Source organism: Plantactinospora sp. DSM 117369, from assembly GCF_053764795.1.
Window position 1 is genome coordinate 3,376,900 of the sequence record NZ_CM132446.1, and the last position, 16,770, is coordinate 3,393,669.

A 16,770-nucleotide genomic window follows, 5' to 3' on the forward strand; every position below is an offset into this window, starting at 1 on the left:
CGCCCGGCTGCCCGTCCGGAGCGGTGCCGTTCCGCTCGCCCGGCTGCCCGTTCGGCTCGGTGGGCTGGCCGGTGGTGGGCTCGGCGGCCGGGTCGCCGGGGGAGCGGCGGACGTCGACCACCTGGCCGGTCAGCCCGGAGAGCAGCACGTCCAGTGAGACCCGGGCCACCGTGTCGGCCGCCAGCAGGGTGTGCTCCGGCTCCTCCCCGAACGCCCGGGTCCGCATCGGGGTCGCGGTCCGTTCCGGGTTGACGCAGTTCACCCGTACGCCGAACTCGGACCACTCGTCCGCGAGCGCCTGGGTGAGGTTGACCACGGCGGCCTTGGTGGCGGAGTAGAGGGCGTACCGGGCCCGGCCCCGGGTGTAGGAGCTGGAGGTGTAGAGCAGCAGTTGGCCCCGGGTCTGCCGCAGGTAGGGCAGCGCCTGCCGGGCGATGTCCACCGGGGCGACCAGGTTGACCTGGAGCATCTGCGCGATGGTCGCCTCGTCCATCTCGGCGAGCGCACCCATCCGGAGCACCCCGGCGGTCACCACCACGTGGTCGATCCGGCCCGTCGCCTCGAACGCACCACGCAACGCGGCGGCGACGTCCTCGCCCCGCTCCACGTGGGTGCCGGTGCTCGACCGGCTGACCGGGAAGACGTCCGCGCCGTAGCTCCGGGCGACCTCGGCCAGCCGCGCGCCGATGCCCTCGCTGCCGCCGAAGACCACCACCGTGCGGCCGCTCAACTCCTCGACGTACGCCCGCTCGTCGCGCAGCCGGGGCGCCTGGGCGGCGGCGAGCTGGAAGAGCTTGTCCGCCAGGTGTACGTCGACCGGGTGGGTCACCTTGATGTTCTCGTCCGAGCCCTCGATGACCTTGATCGGCACCTCGGGCAGGTAGCGCAGTACCACCCCGCAGTCGTCGGTGGCGCTGAACTCCGGGTCCTGCGCGGCCAGCGCGTACGCGGCCCGGATGGTGCTGGACCGGAACGCCTGCGGCGTCTGCCCCCGGCGCAGCCGGGACCGTACCGGGATGTCGGTGATGCAGTCGTCGTCGTCCACCTGGATGATCGTGTCGGCGGACGGGATCGCCACGTCGACGGCGGAGTGCGTCCAGAGCGCGTTGACGCACTCCCGGACGATCCGGGGGCTCAGCAGCGGCCGGACCGCGTCGTGGAAGAGGACGTTGCAGTCGTCCGGCCCGATCGCGGCCAGCGCCAGCCGGGTGGTGGCGTTGCGGGTGTCACCGCCCTCGATCACCTGACTGACCTTGCGGAAGCGGGCCTTGTCCACAATCTGCCGCGCCTCGCCCAGGAAACCGGGTGCCATCAGCACGATGATCTCGTCGATCTCGGGCGCGGACTCGAAGACCGTGATGGTGTGTTCGAGGATCGGCTTGCCGGCGATCTTGAGGAGCTGCTTGGGAATGCCGAGTCCGACCCGGGTCCCGGTGCCCCCGGCCAGCACCACCGCCACGGTCCGGGTCGGGCGCCAGGGCGCCCGGACGTCGGGGCGAGGGCCTACGGCCGGGCCGGCGTCCGGCTTCGTCGCCGGGTCAGGTGCCATTGCCGATCCTCACTGACTGGAACTGTCGAATGCCGATACCTCCGGAGCGGTCGCCGTCCGGCTGGTGCGCGCTGACCGCAGCCCGCCGGGACCGGTCACCGTCCGCCACCCCACCCGTCCCACCGGTCGACCTCCGGGCCGGCCGGTGGGAGGTCGACCGGAGCCGACGACCTCTAGGACCCTAGCGCGCGGGCGGTCGGCCCGGGTAACTCGCGCCAGCCGGACGATCGCCGCCCGGAACGGTCCGGGCGTCACTTCTGGTTCATGAAGCTCTCGTACTCGGCGATCACATCGGCGGTCGGCCCGTCCGCCCGGATCAGCCCTGACTCCAGCCAGATCGACCGTTCACAGGTGTCCCGGATCGAGCCGATGCTGTGGCTCACCAGGAACACCGTGCCGGCCCCGGCGCGCAGTTCCCGGACCCGCCGCTCGCTGCGCCGCCGGAACCGCGCGTCACCGGTGGCGAGCGCCTCGTCGATCAGCAGTACGTCGTGCTTCTTCGCGGCGGCGATGGAGAACCGGAGCCGGGCGGCCATTCCGGACGAGTACGTCCGCATGGGCAGCGAGGCGAAGTCACCGCGCTCGTTGATGCCGGAGAACGTGATGATTCCCGGGGTGAGTTCGCGCACCTGGGCCGGGGTCATACCCATCGCCAAGCAGCCGAGCATGACGTTGCGTTCCCCGGAGAGGTCGTTGAGCAGGGCCGCGTTCACCCCGAGCAGCGAGGGCTGGCCCTGGGTGTAGATCGCACCCCGGCTGGTGGGCAGCAGCCCGGCGATCGCCCGCAGCATGGTCGACTTGCCGGAGCCGTTGCTGCCGAGCAGCCCGATGGCCTCTCCCCGGTACGCGGTGAAGCTGACGCCCTTGACCGCGTGCACTTCGCGGATCGCGGCGGGCTTGCCGCCGGTCACCATCCGCTTCAGTGCGGCGACCGGATTGCCGCTGCCGCCCGCGCCGGCGCCGTACACCCGGTAGGTCACGTGTACGTCGTCGACGACGACGGTGGGAATCCGGGAACCGTCGGCGGCGGTGGACGCCGAAGCGTCGATCCGCACGTTCGTTGACTCAGCCACGGCCATACTCCCTTTCGCCCCGCCAGAAGTAGACGAATCCGAGGACACCGGCGACGACCGCCCAGCCGACGGCGAGGAGCCAGCTCTGGGTCGCCGGCGCGGTGACCGGTGCCGTCTCCATCAGTGAGTGCCGCATCAGCTCGATGTAGACCAGCAGCGGGTTGAGCTGGACCAGCCAGGCCACCGCCTCCGGCAGGTGCTTCTCGAAGTAGGCAACGCTGTAGAGCACGCCCGAGCCGTACATCCAGGTGCGCATCACGAACGGGACGATCTGCTTCACGTCGGTGATCTTCGAGCCGAGCCGGGCCATCGCCATCGCCAAGCCGGCGTTGAAGATCGACTGTAGGACCACCGCCGGCACGACCAGCAGCCATTCGAAGGTCAGCGGTTCGCCGTCGACCAACACGATGGCGGCCAGCACGACGATGGACGCGAGGAGCTGCTGGAACTGGGTCAGTGTGATCGCGATCGGCAGGCAGGCCCGGGGGAAGTGCAGTGCCCTGATCAGGCCGAGGTTGCCGGTGATCGCCGAGACCCCGGAGCTCACCACGGACTGTGTGAAGATGAACACGAACAGTCCGGTGCAGAGGTAGGCGATGAAGTTCTGCACGTCCCTGCTGGTGCCCAGCACCACCCCGAAGATCAGGTAGTAGACGGCGGCGTTGGTCAGCGGGGTGAGGACCTGCCAGAGCCGACCCAGCCGGGCGGTGCTGAACGACGCCGCCACCTTGGCGTTGGCGTAGGCGGCGATGAAGTGCCGATAGGACCACAACTGCCGGATGTAGCTGACGAGGCCGGGTCTTTCGCCGGCGAGGGTCAGTCCGTACCGGGCGGCGAGCTGGGCTCCGGTCAGTCCTGAATCAGGATCGGCTACCGCCGTAGTGGCCATAGCAAGGCGCTCCGATCTATTCGGGCTTGAAAAACGCGCGACAGGGGTGACCGTGGCCGGAACGATCGAACGCCGTGCGGTCGTCGCTTCGGGCAAGAAGGTAGTCCATCGTACGTCGGGACGCAACCGTACCGTCGCCGCGCTATATTGGCCGGCGTGGCGACTGACAACCGGCGTGCTCCGGCGGGAGCGGCGGTACTCCGAGGGGAGATCACCGTCGCCATCCGCCAGGCGGTGATGCAGGAACTCGCCGCGGTCGGCTACGGGCGTCTCTCGATAGAGGGAGTCGCGCGTCGGGCCGGCGTCGGCAAGACGGCGATCTACCGCCGCTGGAACTCGAAGCTGGAAATGGTGCTGGAGATCGTCTCCCGGGTCGCGGGGCAGAGCCTACCGCTACCGGACACCGGGAGCCTAAAGGGAGATCTCGACGTGCTGCTGCGGATCGTGGCCAGGGCGCTGCGACATCCGCTGGCCTCGCAGATCATCCCGGATCTCCTCGCCGAGGCGTCCCGCAACCCACAGATCGCGCAGACGCTCCAGGAGGCCCTGCACGCCAACCAGCGGGACGTCGGCATACTGTTGATCGGCCGGGCGGTCGACCGGGGTGAGCTACCGGCGGGCGCCGATCCGGACGTCGCGATCGACCTGATCATCGGCCCGCTCTACTGGCGGCTCGCCGTGGCCCGCACCCCCATCCAGGAGGACTACCTGCGACGAATGGTCGCCGCGATCGCCAGCGCCCTCGGCGCGGGCGACGCCGTCGTCGCGGGAGGGAGCACCTGAGACTCCGCCCCCACCCTGCCGGTCTGCTCTGGTGACGGCGCCGGCCACCCCCCGACCCCGACAGGTGACCGGCGCCACCGCCAGCCCTGGACGACTCCGCACCACCCGATCGACGTACCGCGCAAAGAGCTAGCATCGCATGCCGAACGCGAATCCCTCATCGACAGGAGGATGCCCATGACTGGGCAGCACCCAGACCTGATCCCACCCGCCAAGCCAGTGATCGGAGAAGCCGAGATCGAAGCCGCCGTGCGGGTGCTCCGCAGCGGCCGGGTGGTGCAGGGGCCGGAGGTGGCCGCGTTCGAGGAGGAGTTCTCCGAGCTGGTGGCGGGCCGGCACTGTGTCGCGGTCAACTCCGGCACGTCCGCGCTGCACCTGGCCCTGCTCGCCCTGGGCATCGGGCCCGGTGACGAGGTCATCGTGCCGTCGTTCTCCTTCGCCGCGAGCGCGAACGCGGTCCGGCTGGTCGGCGCCGAGCCGGTGTTCGTGGACATCGAGCCGGACAGCTTCTGCGTGAACCCGGACGCCGTCGCCGCGGCGATCACCCCGCGCACCGTGGCGATGATGCCGGTCCACCTGTACGGCCACCCGGCCGCGATGGACCGGCTGGTCCCGATCGCCGAGCAGCACGGCCTGGCGATCGTGGAGGACGCCGCCCAGGCCCACGGCGCCGCGCTGAACGGGATCCCGGTGGGCAGCTTCGGCGCCGCCGGCTGCTTCAGCTTCTACCCGACCAAGAACATGCACGCCCTGGAGGGCGGCATGATCACCACCGCCGACCCGGAGTTGGCCCGCACCCTGCGGCTACTGCGCAACCAGGGCATGGAGCAGCGGTACGCCAACGAGATCGTCGGCGCCAACATGCGGCTGACCGACGTGGCCGCCGCGATCGGCCGGGTACAGCTCAAGCAGCTCCCGGAGTGGACCGAGCAGCGCCGGTCGAACGCGAAGTTCCTCGACTCCCGGATCACCGGCATGATCACGCCGCCGGTCGCCGACGCGGCCCGGCACGTCTACCACCAGTACACGGTCCGGGTCACCGGTGACCGCGACGCCGCCCAGCAGCACCTGACCGAGCGGGGCGTCGGCAACGCCGTCTACTACCCGACCCCGATCCACCGGCTCAAGCCGTACCTGGGCGAGGACGGGAAGCCGGGTCCGTGGGACCTGCCGGAGACCGAGCGGGCCGCCCGCGAGGTGGTGTCGCTGCCGATCCACCCGTCGCTGACCCAGGCACAGCTCGAGCGGATCGCCGACGCCGCGAACACCGTGGCGGGCACCCGATGAGCGGCCAGGCGCGGAAGCTGCGCGCGGGCCTGATCGGGCTGGGCGCGATGGGCCGCAACCACGCCCGGGTACTGTCCGGTCTGGACGGTGTGGACCTGGTCGGCGTCGTCGACCCGGCCGGCGATCCGACGGGTGCGTTGCCGGTACCGGTGGTGCCCACCGTCTCCGAGCTGCTCGCCCTCAAGCTCGACTACGCGGTGGTGGCCTGCCCGACCGCGCTGCACGAGCCGGTCGGCCTGGAACTGGCGGCGAACGGCGTCTGCGCGCTGATCGAGAAGCCGCTCGCCCAGTCCGTCGAGGCCGCGACCCGACTCGTGGACGCCTTCGAGGCGGCCGGGCTCGTCGCGGGGGTCGGGCACATCGAGCGCTACAACCCGGCGTTGCAGAGCCTGCGTGTCCGGTTGGAGGCGGGCGAGCTGGGCGAGGTCTACCAGGTGGTGACCCGCCGGCAGGGCCCGTTCCCGCACCGGATCGCCGACGTCGGCGTGGTGATGGACCTCGCCACCCACGACATCGACCTGACGAGCTGGGTCACCGGGCAGGAATACACCTCGGTGTCGGCCCGCACGGTGTCGCGCAGCGGGCGGCTGCACGAGGACATGGTGGCGGCGGTCGGTCAGCTCGCCGACGGCACGATGGTCAACCACCTGGTCAACTGGTTGAGCCCGCTCAAGGAGCGGTCCACCGTGATCACCGGGGACCGGGGATGTTTCGTCGCCGACACCCTCACCGCCGACCTCACCTTCTATGCCAACGGCGCCATCGACACCGAGTGGGAGGCGCTGCGCGCGTTCCGGGGCGTCGCCGAGGGTGACATGGTGCGCTACGCGATCCCGAAGCGGGAGCCGCTGCTCGTCGAGCACGAGCGGTTCCGCGACGCGGTGGAGGGCAAGGAGAGCGACATCGTGACCCTCCGCCAGGGCCTGCGTACGGTGGAGGTCTCCGCCGCGGTGCTCCGGTCCGCGTCGGACGGCAGCACGATCCACCTGACCTCACGAGGTTCCGCCGCGGACGTCGCCGCCGTGTCCTGAGCCGAGGCTCAGCACCGTACCGGCCTGCCCTGCCCGGTGGTGCCGGCGACCGGACCGGCGCCGCACCACCGGGTCGCGCGGGTAGTCGAGGCCAGCGCCGCCGGCCCGGCGGGACCGGCGGCGGCCGGACGCGCGATCGCCGGAATCGCCGGACCGGGGCGGTCAGCCCAGTCGACGTTCGAGGATCTCGACGACGCGTTCGGCGGCACGTCCGTCGCCGAAGGGCGTGCCGAGCGGCGTCCCGGGTGCCGGTCGGGTGGCCGTCGCCACCCACTCGCCCGGGCCGAGCAGCGCCGGATCGGGGACGAGCCGGTTCCAGTCGCCGTCGAGCGTCTCCAGCCATTCGGTCTCGGACCGCAGCGTCGTGCAGGGGCGGCCCAACAGGTACGCCTCCTTCTGCAGGCCGCCCGAGTCGGTCACCACACCGACCGAACCGAGGACCGTGGCGACCATGGCGGCGTAGCCGACCGGCGGGCCGACCCGGAGCGCACCCTGGGCCAGCTTCAGGCCCTGCGCCTCGGCCCTGGCCAGCAGCCGGGGATGGGCGAGCAGCACGACCGGGATCGGCAGGTCGGCCAGGGCCGCGACCAGCGTCGCCAGCCGGGCCGGATCGTCGGTGTTCTCCGCCCGGTGCAGCGTGGCGAGCAGGTACGGCTCCGCCGGGTCGACGCCCTCGGGCAGTTCCACCGCGGGCCGCTCGCCGGCGAGAATCGCGTCCCTGATCGACAGGCAGACGTCGACCATCACGTCACCGGTGAGCACCGCCCGGTCGGCGAGCCCCTCGGTCGCCAGGTGGCGCAGCGCCTCCTCGGTCGGGGCCAGCAGCAGGTCGGCGGCGTGGTCGGTGAGGACCCGGTTGTGCTCCTCCGGCATCCGCCGGTTGAACGAGCGCAGGCCGGCCTCCAGGTGGGCCACCCTGATGTGCTGCTTCACGGCCGACAGGGCACCGGCCAGGGTCGAGTTGGTGTCCCCGTAGACCAGTACCCAGTCCGGGTTCTCGGCGGCCAGGACCGGGTCCATGGCCTCCAGGATCCGCCCGGTCTGCGCGCCGTGGCCACCGGAACCGACGCCGAGGTGTACCGCCGGGTCGGGAATGCCGAGCCCGGAGAAGAAGACGTCGGAGAGGTTGACGTCGTAGTGCTGACCGGTGTGCACGATGACGTGTTCGTGCTCGGTACGGGCGAAGGCGGCCGCTATCGGTGCCAGCTTGACCAGTTGTGGACGGGCTCCGACGACACTGACTACCTTCACCACTCGTCTCCCGGAAAGTCTGGACCTCGACGGGGATGTCCGGCCAGAACGGCCGGCCCGGATCGTCACCGGCGCGCCTGACCCCGCACCCGGCGGCAATACAATATGTCATGGAACGCCGCCTCCGGCGACTTCCCGGCCGTGCCTTGCTGTCCCACCTCGCCCGGTTCGCCGGCCGGACTTCTCCGTCCCCTTCGTACCCGCCGGGGCCGCCCCGGGTGGTTGCGCAGCAGGTGGGGCGGGGGGCCGATATGGCGACGAATGCCGGAGAAGGCCCGGGACGATTACCCGCCGGGTTGCCGTACACTCGCCGGGGTTCTCGGGAAGTCGCGCTGCGGGAGAGGCAGAGACAGGCATCATGGACTTGAACGGGCCCGCCGGAACACGGCGCACTCGGGGTCGGATCGTCATGCTGGTCGACAACGGGGTCGACGGAGACTCCCGGGTGCAGAAGGCCGCCCGCTCGGCGGCCGAGGCCGGCTGGGACGTGACCCTGATCGGCAAGAAGGGCGACTCCGGGCCGGATTCCTGGCGAATCGGTGACGCCGAGGTACGCCTCGTCCCGGTCTCCCCGGAACCGCTCGAACCGTGGTTCCGGCGCGGGCGCTCGCTGCGCCGGCCGCTGGCGTACCCGCCGGGCAAGCAGGTGATCTACCGGCTGGACGCGATGAAGGCGTGGCGGGTGGACATCGTGGCCCGGATCGCCGAGCGCCGCGCCGCGCGGGCCGCCGGCCGGAAGCCGCCGGGCGGGTTCCTCGCCGAGCCCCGGCTGCTGCTGTCCCGGCTCGGCCTCGCGGTGGCGAGCCGCTGGGTCCGGTTCCGGGCCCGGGAGAGCCGGCTGCTGCGGGAGGCGCGCAACAACCCCCGTTCCGCGGCCAACCGCTTCGCCATCTGGTTCTTCTCCACCACCATGGGCGCGCGGTGCTGGCGGCGGCTCGACCCCTCGCTCTGGCAGTGGGAGTTGGCCTTCGGAAAGGTGATCGACGGGCTGAAGCCCGACCTCATCCACGCGCACGACTTCAAGATGGTCGGCGTCGGGGCCCGCGCCGTGGCCCGGGCGCGCGCCAAGGGCCGGGCGGTGCGATTCGTCTGGGACGCCCACGAGTACGTCCCCGGGCTGCGCCCCCGTACGCCCGGCTGGATCGAGGCGCAGTCCGCCTACGAGCGGGAGTACGCCCCGTGCGCGGACGCGGTGATGACCGTCTCGGACGACCTCGCCGAGCTGCTGCGCAAGGACTACAAGCTGGCGGAGAAGCCGGTCGTGGTACTCAACGCACCGGTGCTGGCCCCGGCCGACGAAGAGCGCGGCGTCGCCGTACCGAACCTGCGCGAACTCTGCGGCCTCGGGCCGGACACCCCGCTGCTGGCCTACTCCGGCGGCATCACCCCGGTGCGCGGGGTGGACCTGATCGTCGACGCGCTGCCGAGCCTGCCGGACGTGCACGTGGCGATGCTGTCGGTACAGCCTCTCGGCGCGAACCGGGCGGCCAACAAGCTGCGGGCCCGCGCCGTGGAACTGGGCGTGGCGGACCGGGTCCACCTGTTGCCGTACGTGCCGCACTGGCAGGTCTCGAAGGTGCTCTCCGGCGCGGACGCCGCGGTGAGCCCGCTGCACCACCTGCCGAACCACGAGATCGCACTCAGCAACAAGTTCTTCGAGTACTCGCACGCCCGGCTGCCGCTGGTGGTCAGCGATGTCCGCACGATGGCCGCGATGGTCCGGTCGACCGGACAGGGCGAGGTGTTCCGGGCCGAGGACCTGACCGACTTCATCCGGGCGGTGAAGCTGGTGCTGGCCGAGCCGGAGCGCTACCGTGCCGCCTACGACCGACCCGGCCTGCTGCAGCAGTGGAGCTGGGAGGCCCAGGCGGAGATCATCGACCAGCTCTACACCCGGCTGCTGCCGCAGTTGCCCGGCCGGGAGCCGGCGGCCGGGGCCGAGTCGAGCGCCCCGTCCGTGCTCTCCACCGCCCAGGTCTGACCCCGCGTCCGTCCGAATCAGACACGACCGCCGGCGCCCGCGCGCCGGCCCGGGAAAGAGAAGGAGAACCTGGTGGGGGTGCCCGCTGTCCGGGACGTGGCCGTGGTCACGCCGTGGTATCCGACCAGGCACGTGCCGTTCGCCGGCGCCTTCGTACAGGCGATGGTCGAGGCGACGGCGTCGTCGTGGGACCGGGCTACCGTCTACCACGTCGACCCGTGGGGGGCCCGGATCTCGGAGGCCCAGGACGCCGCGGTGATGCGGGCGCACCGGACGCTGTTGCAGCACGCCGTCCGGGAGACCGGCACGGTGGCCGGGGCCCGGCTGCGCTACCTGCCGGTCCCGACCCGGGTCGGGATGACTTTCGCGGAGTTCGCCCGCCGGCACGCGGAGTCGCTCCGGATCGTGCTCGGCGGCCGGCCGATCGACGCGCCGGTGGTGCACGCGCACGTGGGTCTGCGCGGTGGCTGGACGGCCCTGGAGAACGCCCGCCCCGACGCCCGGGTCTTCGTCACCGAGCACGCGACCTTCCTGCCCCAGGTGTTGGCGGAGCCGGACTCCCGGGCGATGTACGACGAGGTGATCCACCGCGCCACCGGCTTCTTCGCGGTCGGCAACGCGGTGCGGTCGGTACTCGTCGAGGCGTTCCCGCACCACGCCGACAAGATCACCTTCATGCCGAACCCGGTGGCCTTCGGTGCACCGCGTGAGCAGCCGGTCACCGAGCTGCGTCGCTGGCTGTACGTCGGGACGCTGAGCGAACGCAAGGGCGTGAACCTGCTGCTCGAGGCGTTCGCCAAGTGTCACGCCGAGGACCCGGCGCTGACCCTGACCTTCGTCGGCGAGGGGCGGTTGCGGGCCGCCCTGACCAGCCGGGCGGCGGCGCTCGGCGTCGCGGAGGCGGTCACCTTCGCCGGGCCGGTGGAGCCGGAGCGGGCGCTGGAGCTGATGCGCGAGCACGATCTCCTGATCCATCCCAGCCGGCTGGAGACCTTCGGCATGACCATCGTGGAGGGGATCGCGGCCGGCATGCCGGTACTGGTGACCCGGTGCGGCGGGCCGGAGGAGACCCTGGCGGGGATCGAGGACGCCGCCGGGGTGCTGATCGACGTCACCGACGACCCCGACACCATCGCCGACGGCTACCGGCGGCTCCGCGACAGGTTCCCGGACCAGGTGGATCCGGTACGCGCCCGGGCGGTGCTGACGAGCCGCTACGGGTACGACGCCGTCGCGCGGGCGCATCTGCGGGTCTGGTTTCCGGACGCCGACACCTCCGCGCCGGCCGCCGTGTCGTCGTCCGCCGCCACCGATCCGACGGAGTGACCGTGCAGGTGTTGATTCTCGCGCTCGGCGCGAACCGTGGCCGGGGAGTCGCGGCGGAGGCCGCCCAGATCGTCGCCGACGGTGGCCGGGTGGTGGTGCTGATAGACCAGGCGAAGCTCTGGCGGCGGGTGAAGTTCGCCAAGGGCGTCCGGGTGGTCGACCTGTCGCGGCTGGAGTCGAGCCAACCACTCGGCAAGGTCGAGCAGGTCCTGTTGTACCGGGGCCCGCGCAAGCTGTTCCGGGTGGTGGGCCGAGGGCCGCTGCGCGGTCGGGCCCAGCGCGCTTCCGGGGTCTACGAGACCCGGGTCGCCGATCCGGTGCACCGCCGGCTGGTGCAGCCGCTGTTCCGGCGGGGCTGGGGCGACGGCTCCCGCAACCTGATCCGGAGCCGGGTGCTGGACGCCGAGCGGTTCGACCTGATCGTCGTGGCGGACCCGACGTCGATGCCGTACGCGGCCGGTCTGCTGGCCGACTACCAGCGTGCCGGTGGCGAGATGCCGCGCTTCTCGTTCGGGCTCGACTACGCCGCCTTCGCGGAATCGCCGGCCGGGCACGGCTCGCCGGATACTCGACAGAACTCACTGTGATCCCGGCCGGGTCGGCCGGGGCGGAAGAGGGTAGGAGCGTCATGCACGTCTCGAACGGCGTCGGGTCCGGCGAGGCCCGTGGCCGGGTGGTGATGCTGGTCCACAACGCCGTCAAGGGTGACTCCCGGGTGCAGAAGGTGGCGCGTTCGGCTGCCGACGCCGGCTGGGAGGTGATCCTGCTCGGACGCTCGAAGGACCGGCAGCCGCACACCTGGCGGGAGGGGGGCGCCGAGGTCCGGCTGCTGCCGATGTCGTCGCCGCTGACGAAGCGGCCGCACGACTTCCGCCGTCGCTGGTTGCGCGGTCCGCTGGGTTACCCGCCCACCGGGGTCGCGGCGTTCCGGCAGCAGTCGGTGAAGGCGTGGAAGGCGGACCTGCGGGTCCGGCAGGCCCTGCTGGTGCTGGCCGCACGCTCCGGGAAGCCGCCGGCCGCCCTGCCGGTACGCAAGGCGGCGCTGCGCGCCCAACAGCTGGCGGCGAAGCTGGTCGGCGGCTGGGTCGGGCTACGGTACCGCCAGTTGAACCGGGCCCAGGAGGCGCGTCGCCGGCTGACCGGCCCGTGGGACCGGGCCCAGGCGTTCGTCTGGCAGAAGTGGATGGGTGACCGCGCCTGGCGCCGGCTGGAGCCCCGGCTCTGGGACTTCGAGCTGGCGTTCGGGCCGACCATCGACAAGTTGAAGCCGGACCTGATCCACGCGCACGACTTCCGGATGATCGGAGTCGGTGCCCGCGCCGCGATCCGGGGCAGGGCCGCCGGCCGCCCGGTGAAGCTGGTCTGGGACGTGCACGAGTTCCTGCCCGGGATCAACCCGGGCGGCAACACCGCACAGTGGCTGCCCGGCCTGCGAGCTGCGGAACGGGAGTACGGGCGGTACGCGGACGCGGTGATCACGGTCTCGGAGAGCCTCGGCGATCTGCTCGTCAAGGAGCACAAGCTGACCCAGCGGCCGTACGTGGTGCTCAACGCGCCGCACGCCCAGCCCGGCCCGGGCGAGGCGGAGGCCGACGGGCCGGCGCCGGATCTGCGGGCGCTCTGCGGTGTCGGGCCGGACGTGCCGCTGCTGGTGTACAGCGGTGGGGCCGCCGTACAGCGCGGGCTCGGCACGATGGTGGAGGGGCTGCCGCAGCTCGACGGGGCACACGTCGTCTTCGTGGTGCCCAGCTCCACCGACTCGTACATCCAGGGGCTGCTGGCCCGGGCCGCCGAACTCGGCGTCGCCGAGCGGGTGCACGTGCTGCCGTACGTCCCGTTCTCGCAGGTGTCGGCGTTCCTGTCGGCGGCGGACGTCGGAGTGATCCCGATCCACCACTGGCCGAACCACGAGATCGCGCTGATCACCAAGTTCTTCGAGTACTCGCACGCCCGGCTGCCGATCGTGGTCAGCGACGTCAAGACGATGGCCGAGACGGTACGCCGGACCGGCCAGGGCGAGGTGTTCCGGGCCGAGGACGTCGCCGACTACGTCCGGGCGGTACGCGCGGTGCTGGCGGACCCGAAGGGCTACCGGGCCGCGTACGACGAGCCCGGCCTGCTGGAACGCTGGACCTGGGAGGCGCAGGCCGAGGTGCTGGACGACGTCTACACCCGGTTGCTGGCGGATCGTCCGGGTGCCCGCCCGGCCGCGTCCAGCGGCGGCGTTTCCGGGTAATCGGTCGACAGCCGATCCGGCCGCCGGAAGGCCCGTTTCCGGGACGCAAACGCGGTGAACGGGCCTTCACGGTCGGCTATGCACGAACAGTACAAGCGTGTCAAGAGCTCTGCGAGGGTTGCCGTACACTCGCTGGGGCTTGCCGTGCGGGACGCACTGCGGGAAGGCGGAGACACAGATCATGGACGTGGACCGGGCTGCCGGAGGTCGGGGCTCACGCGGGCGGGTCGTCATGCTGGTCGACAACGGCGTGCACGGTGACTCCCGGGTGCAGAAGGTCGCCCGCTCGGCCGCCGAGGCGGGCTGGGACGTGACGCTGCTCGGTCGCGCGCCGGTCGGGGCTCCGCAGACGTGGCGGCTCGGTCGCGCCGAGGTACGCCTGGTGCCGATGCCCGATCCGCTGGCCCGCCGCCGGCACGAGTTCCGGCGGGCCTGGTTGCGCTGGCCGTTGGCGTACCCGCCGAGCGGGATCGCGGCGAACCGGGCGGCCTGGGTGAAGGCCTGGCAGACGGACATCCGGGTCCGCGAGGCGGCGTTGACCGTGGCGGCCCGGTCCGGCCGGCCGGACCCGCGGCAGGCGCGCCGGCTGCGCACCGAGCGGATGGCGGCGGAGTGGCTGCGCCGCTGGGTCTCGTTCCGCTACTGGCAACTGACCCGGGCACGCAAGGGTCGCCGGCTGCACGGCCCGTGGGACCGGCTCTACACCTGGTTCTGGCAGACCGTCCAGGGCGGCCGGGCCTGGCGGCGGCTGGAGCCGGGGTTGTGGGACTACGAGCTGGCCTTCGGCCCGGTCGTCGACGAGTTGAAGCCGGATCTGATCCACGCGCACGACTTCCGGATGATCGGGGTCGGCGCCCGGGCCAAGACCCGGGCCGCCGCCGCCGGCCGGTCGGTCAAGCTGGTCTGGGACGCGCACGAGTTCCTCCCCGGGGTGCAGCCGTGGCAGGACAACGCGCGGTGGTTGCCGGCGCACCGGGCGCACGAGCGGGAGTACGTTCCCTACGCCGACGCCGCGATCACGGTCTCGACCAGCCTCGCCGAGCTGCTCCGCAAGGAGCACGGCCTGGCCAGCTTGCCGGCCGTGGTGCTCAACGCCCCCGACGTCGAGCCACCGTCGGCGGCGGACGGCCCCGTGCCGGACCTGCGGGCGATCTGCGGCGTCGCGCCGGAGACCCCGCTGCTGGTCTACAGCGGGGCGGCGGCGCCCCGGCGGGGACTACAGATCATGGTCGAGGCGCTGCCGCAGCTGCCCGGGGTGCACGCCGCCCTGGTGGTCAACAAGCCGGACGGCGCGTACATCCGGGAGCTGGTGTCCCGGGCCACGGCGCTGGGGGTGGCGGACCGGCTGCACGTGCTGCCCTACGTGCCGCACTGGCAGGTGGTGCCGTTCCTGTCGGCGGCGGACGTCGGGGTGATCCCGATCCACCACTGGCCGAACCACGAGATCGCGCTGATCACCAAGTTCTTCGAGTACTCGCACGCCCGGCTGCCGCTGGTGGTCAGCGACGTGAAGACGATGGCCGAGACGGTCCGCTCGACCGGCCAGGGCGAGGTGTTCCGGGCCGAGGACCTGACCGACTTCCTGCGGGCGGTCCGGGCGGTGCTCGCCGACCAGGAGCGCTACCGCGCGGCGTACGACCGGCCGGGCCTGCTGGCCGAGTGGACCTGGGAAGCGCAGGCCAAGGTGCTGGACGAGGTCTACCGGAGGCTGCTGCCGGAGCCGGAGCCCGCTCCCGAGCCGGAATACACCCCGGCGCGGGCGGTGAGCGAGCGGTCCGCGGGATCTGTCAGGTGAACACCCCCGACGTCAGCGTGGTGGTGGCGGTCTACAACACCATGCCCTATCTGACCAAGTGTCTGAACTCGCTGGTGCGGCAGAGCATCGGCCGGGACCGGATCGAGGTCATCGCGGTGGACGACGGGTCCACCGACGGCAGCGGCCGGGAGCTGGACCGCTTCGCCCGGCTCTATCCGGAGACCGTCAAGGTGGTCCACCAGGAGAACTCGGGTGGTCCGGCACAGCCCAGCAACCGCGCCCTGGACCTGGCCACCGGCCGGTACGTCTTCTTCGTCGGTGCCGACGACTACCTGGGGCACGAGGCCCTGGAGCGGCTGGTGGCGGCGGCCGACGAGTACGGCTCCGACGTGGTGCTCGGCAAGGCCGTCGGGGTGAACAGCCGCAACATCCACCAGGCGGTCTTCGCCCGCAACGAGATGGAGATCGACCTCTTCGACTCGGCGCTGCCCTGGTCGCTGGCGAACACCAAGCTCTTCCGCCGCGAGCTGATCGAGCGTCACCAACTGCGCTATCCGGAGGACATGCCGGTCGGCAGCGACCAGCCGTTCACCCTGGAGGCGTGCTTCCGGGCGAAGCGGATCTCGGTACTGGCCGACTACGACTTCTACCACGCGGTGCGCCGGCTCAACGCCCGCAACATCACCTACCGGTCGAAGCACCTGGAGCGGCTCCGCTGCGCCGAGGCGATCATGAACTTCGTCGCGAAGTTGATCGAGCCGGGCGAGCAGCGGGACGCCGTACTGGTGCGGCACTTCAGCTGGGAGGTCGCCCGGCTGGTGGAGGACGACTTCCTCGGCGTCGACCGGGCGGCTCAGGAGCAGGTGGTGGCCGGGATCCGGAACCTGGCCGACCAGTACCTCACCGACCGGATCCGGGCCAAACTCGAGATCGAAGCGCGGCTGCGGATCTCCACTGCCCAGCGCGGTACCGTCGACGACGTTCTCGCGGTGATCCGGCAGGACGCCGAGCAGGGGGTTCCGCCGACGATCGTCGACGGCGACCGCTGGTACGCCGGATATCCGGGTTTCCGGGACCCCCGGCTGGATCTGCCGGACGCCTGGTTCGACGTCTCGGACACCGCCGCCGACTGGCTCGCCCGGCTGGAGGCGGTCGCCATCACCTGGGAGACCTGCGAGGACGGTGAGCGGGCGCTGACCGTCACCGCCCGGACCCCCCGCCGGGACCTGGCGTCGCTGACCTCCGGGCCGATCGGGCTGACCGCGGGCGACGTCACCGGCATCACGCTGGAGACCAGCCGGGACAGCACCGGCAGTACCGTCCGGGCGCAGTTCCGGGCGAGCCTGCTGCTCGCCGGCGCCGGAGTGGGCGGTTCGCTGCTCGGTGTCCGGTCCCAGTTGACCGCCTTCGGCGGGGTCGGCTCCGCGCCGGTACGGGCGCCGACCCGGCCCACCGTGTCACGCTTGATGTTCCGCCGGGGGATGCGGTTCTTCGTGATCACCCCGACAACGAGTCACCGAGGCCAACTCGTGATCGCCATCGCACCTGTCACCCCCCGTCGGGTCCTGGCCCGACTGCGGCGCAGGTTGCCCCAGGGAGGAAAGTAGA

Annotated in this window: 12 protein-coding genes and 1 pseudogene; 9 read left to right on the forward strand and 4 right to left on the reverse strand. The window is 71.8% G+C overall.

Annotated features, from left to right (window positions below; translation table 11 throughout):
* Nucleotides 1-100 precede the first annotated feature (100 nt).
* From ACSMXO_RS14890 to ACSMXO_RS14900, 3 genes and pseudogenes are all read right to left on the reverse strand, one after another.
* A pseudogene (locus ACSMXO_RS14890) lies at nt 101-1,549 on the reverse strand (D-ribitol-5-phosphate cytidylyltransferase); the annotation flags it as partial.
* A 251-nt stretch (nt 1,550-1,800) separates the two neighbouring features.
* Nucleotides 1,801-2,628: an ABC transporter ATP-binding protein gene (locus ACSMXO_RS14895; protein WP_455418191.1), complete on the reverse strand. Its 828-nt coding sequence runs from the start codon at nt 2,626-2,628 to the stop codon at nt 1,801-1,803.
* Complete coding sequence (locus tag ACSMXO_RS14900) at nt 2,615-3,511, reverse strand: ABC transporter permease (RefSeq protein WP_346258574.1); 897 nt, start codon at nt 3,509-3,511, stop codon at nt 2,615-2,617. Before ACSMXO_RS14900 ends, ACSMXO_RS14895 begins: the two co-directional genes overlap by 14 nt.
* A 156-nt stretch (nt 3,512-3,667) precedes the next feature.
* Here ACSMXO_RS14900 and ACSMXO_RS14905 point away from each other — a divergent pair, with 156 nt between their 5' ends.
* From ACSMXO_RS14905 to ACSMXO_RS14915, 3 genes are all read left to right on the forward strand, one after another.
* On the forward strand, nt 3,668-4,294 hold the full coding sequence (locus ACSMXO_RS14905; protein ID WP_455418192.1) for a TetR/AcrR family transcriptional regulator: 627 nt from the start codon (nt 3,668-3,670) through the stop codon (nt 4,292-4,294).
* Nucleotides 4,295-4,471: 177 nt separating this feature from the next.
* Nucleotides 4,472-5,581 carry a DegT/DnrJ/EryC1/StrS family aminotransferase gene (locus tag ACSMXO_RS14910; RefSeq protein ID WP_346258576.1) on the forward strand — a complete coding sequence of 370 codons (1,110 nt, stop codon included), beginning with the start codon at nt 4,472-4,474 and terminating at the stop codon, nt 5,579-5,581.
* Nucleotides 5,578-6,612: a Gfo/Idh/MocA family protein gene (locus tag ACSMXO_RS14915; protein WP_346258577.1), complete on the forward strand. Its 1,035-nt coding sequence runs from the start codon at nt 5,578-5,580 to the stop codon at nt 6,610-6,612. Before ACSMXO_RS14910 ends, ACSMXO_RS14915 begins: the two co-directional genes overlap by 4 nt.
* A 162-nt stretch (nt 6,613-6,774) precedes the next feature.
* Here the strand turns inward: ACSMXO_RS14915 and wecB are convergent, their stop codons facing one another.
* A complete protein-coding gene (wecB, locus tag ACSMXO_RS14920) occupies nt 6,775-7,863 on the reverse strand; it encodes a non-hydrolyzing UDP-N-acetylglucosamine 2-epimerase (RefSeq protein WP_455418193.1) in 1,089 nt (362 codons plus the stop codon).
* 358 nt (nt 7,864-8,221) lie between these two features.
* On the opposite strand from wecB, the gene ACSMXO_RS14925 reads away from it, so the two are divergent.
* The 6 genes from ACSMXO_RS14925 (at nt 8,222) to ACSMXO_RS14950 (ending at nt 16,769) form a co-directional block, all read left to right on the forward strand.
* Entirely contained in the window at nt 8,222-9,844 is a 1,623-nt protein-coding gene (locus tag ACSMXO_RS14925) for a glycosyltransferase family 4 protein (protein WP_455418194.1), read from the forward strand.
* A gap of 72 nt (nt 9,845-9,916) precedes the next feature.
* Entirely contained in the window at nt 9,917-11,170 is a 1,254-nt protein-coding gene (locus ACSMXO_RS14930) for a glycosyltransferase family 4 protein (RefSeq protein WP_455418195.1), read from the forward strand.
* Between the two features lie 2 nt (nt 11,171-11,172).
* Nucleotides 11,173-11,757 carry a hypothetical protein gene (locus ACSMXO_RS14935; protein WP_346258581.1) on the forward strand — a complete coding sequence of 195 codons (585 nt, stop codon included), beginning with the start codon at nt 11,173-11,175 and terminating at the stop codon, nt 11,755-11,757.
* A 92-nt stretch (nt 11,758-11,849) separates the two neighbouring features.
* Nucleotides 11,850-13,406: a glycosyltransferase gene (locus ACSMXO_RS14940; RefSeq protein ID WP_346258681.1), complete on the forward strand. Its 1,557-nt coding sequence runs from the start codon at nt 11,850-11,852 to the stop codon at nt 13,404-13,406.
* Nucleotides 13,407-13,638: 232 nt separating this feature from the next.
* Nucleotides 13,639-15,201 carry a glycosyltransferase family 4 protein gene (locus tag ACSMXO_RS14945; RefSeq protein WP_455419241.1) on the forward strand — a complete coding sequence of 521 codons (1,563 nt, stop codon included), beginning with the start codon at nt 13,639-13,641 and terminating at the stop codon, nt 15,199-15,201.
* Complete coding sequence (locus tag ACSMXO_RS14950; RefSeq protein ID WP_455418196.1) at nt 15,198-16,769, forward strand: glycosyltransferase family 2 protein; 1,572 nt, start codon at nt 15,198-15,200, stop codon at nt 16,767-16,769. Before ACSMXO_RS14945 ends, ACSMXO_RS14950 begins: the two co-directional genes overlap by 4 nt.
* The last annotated feature ends 1 nt before the right edge of the window (nt 16,770 follow it).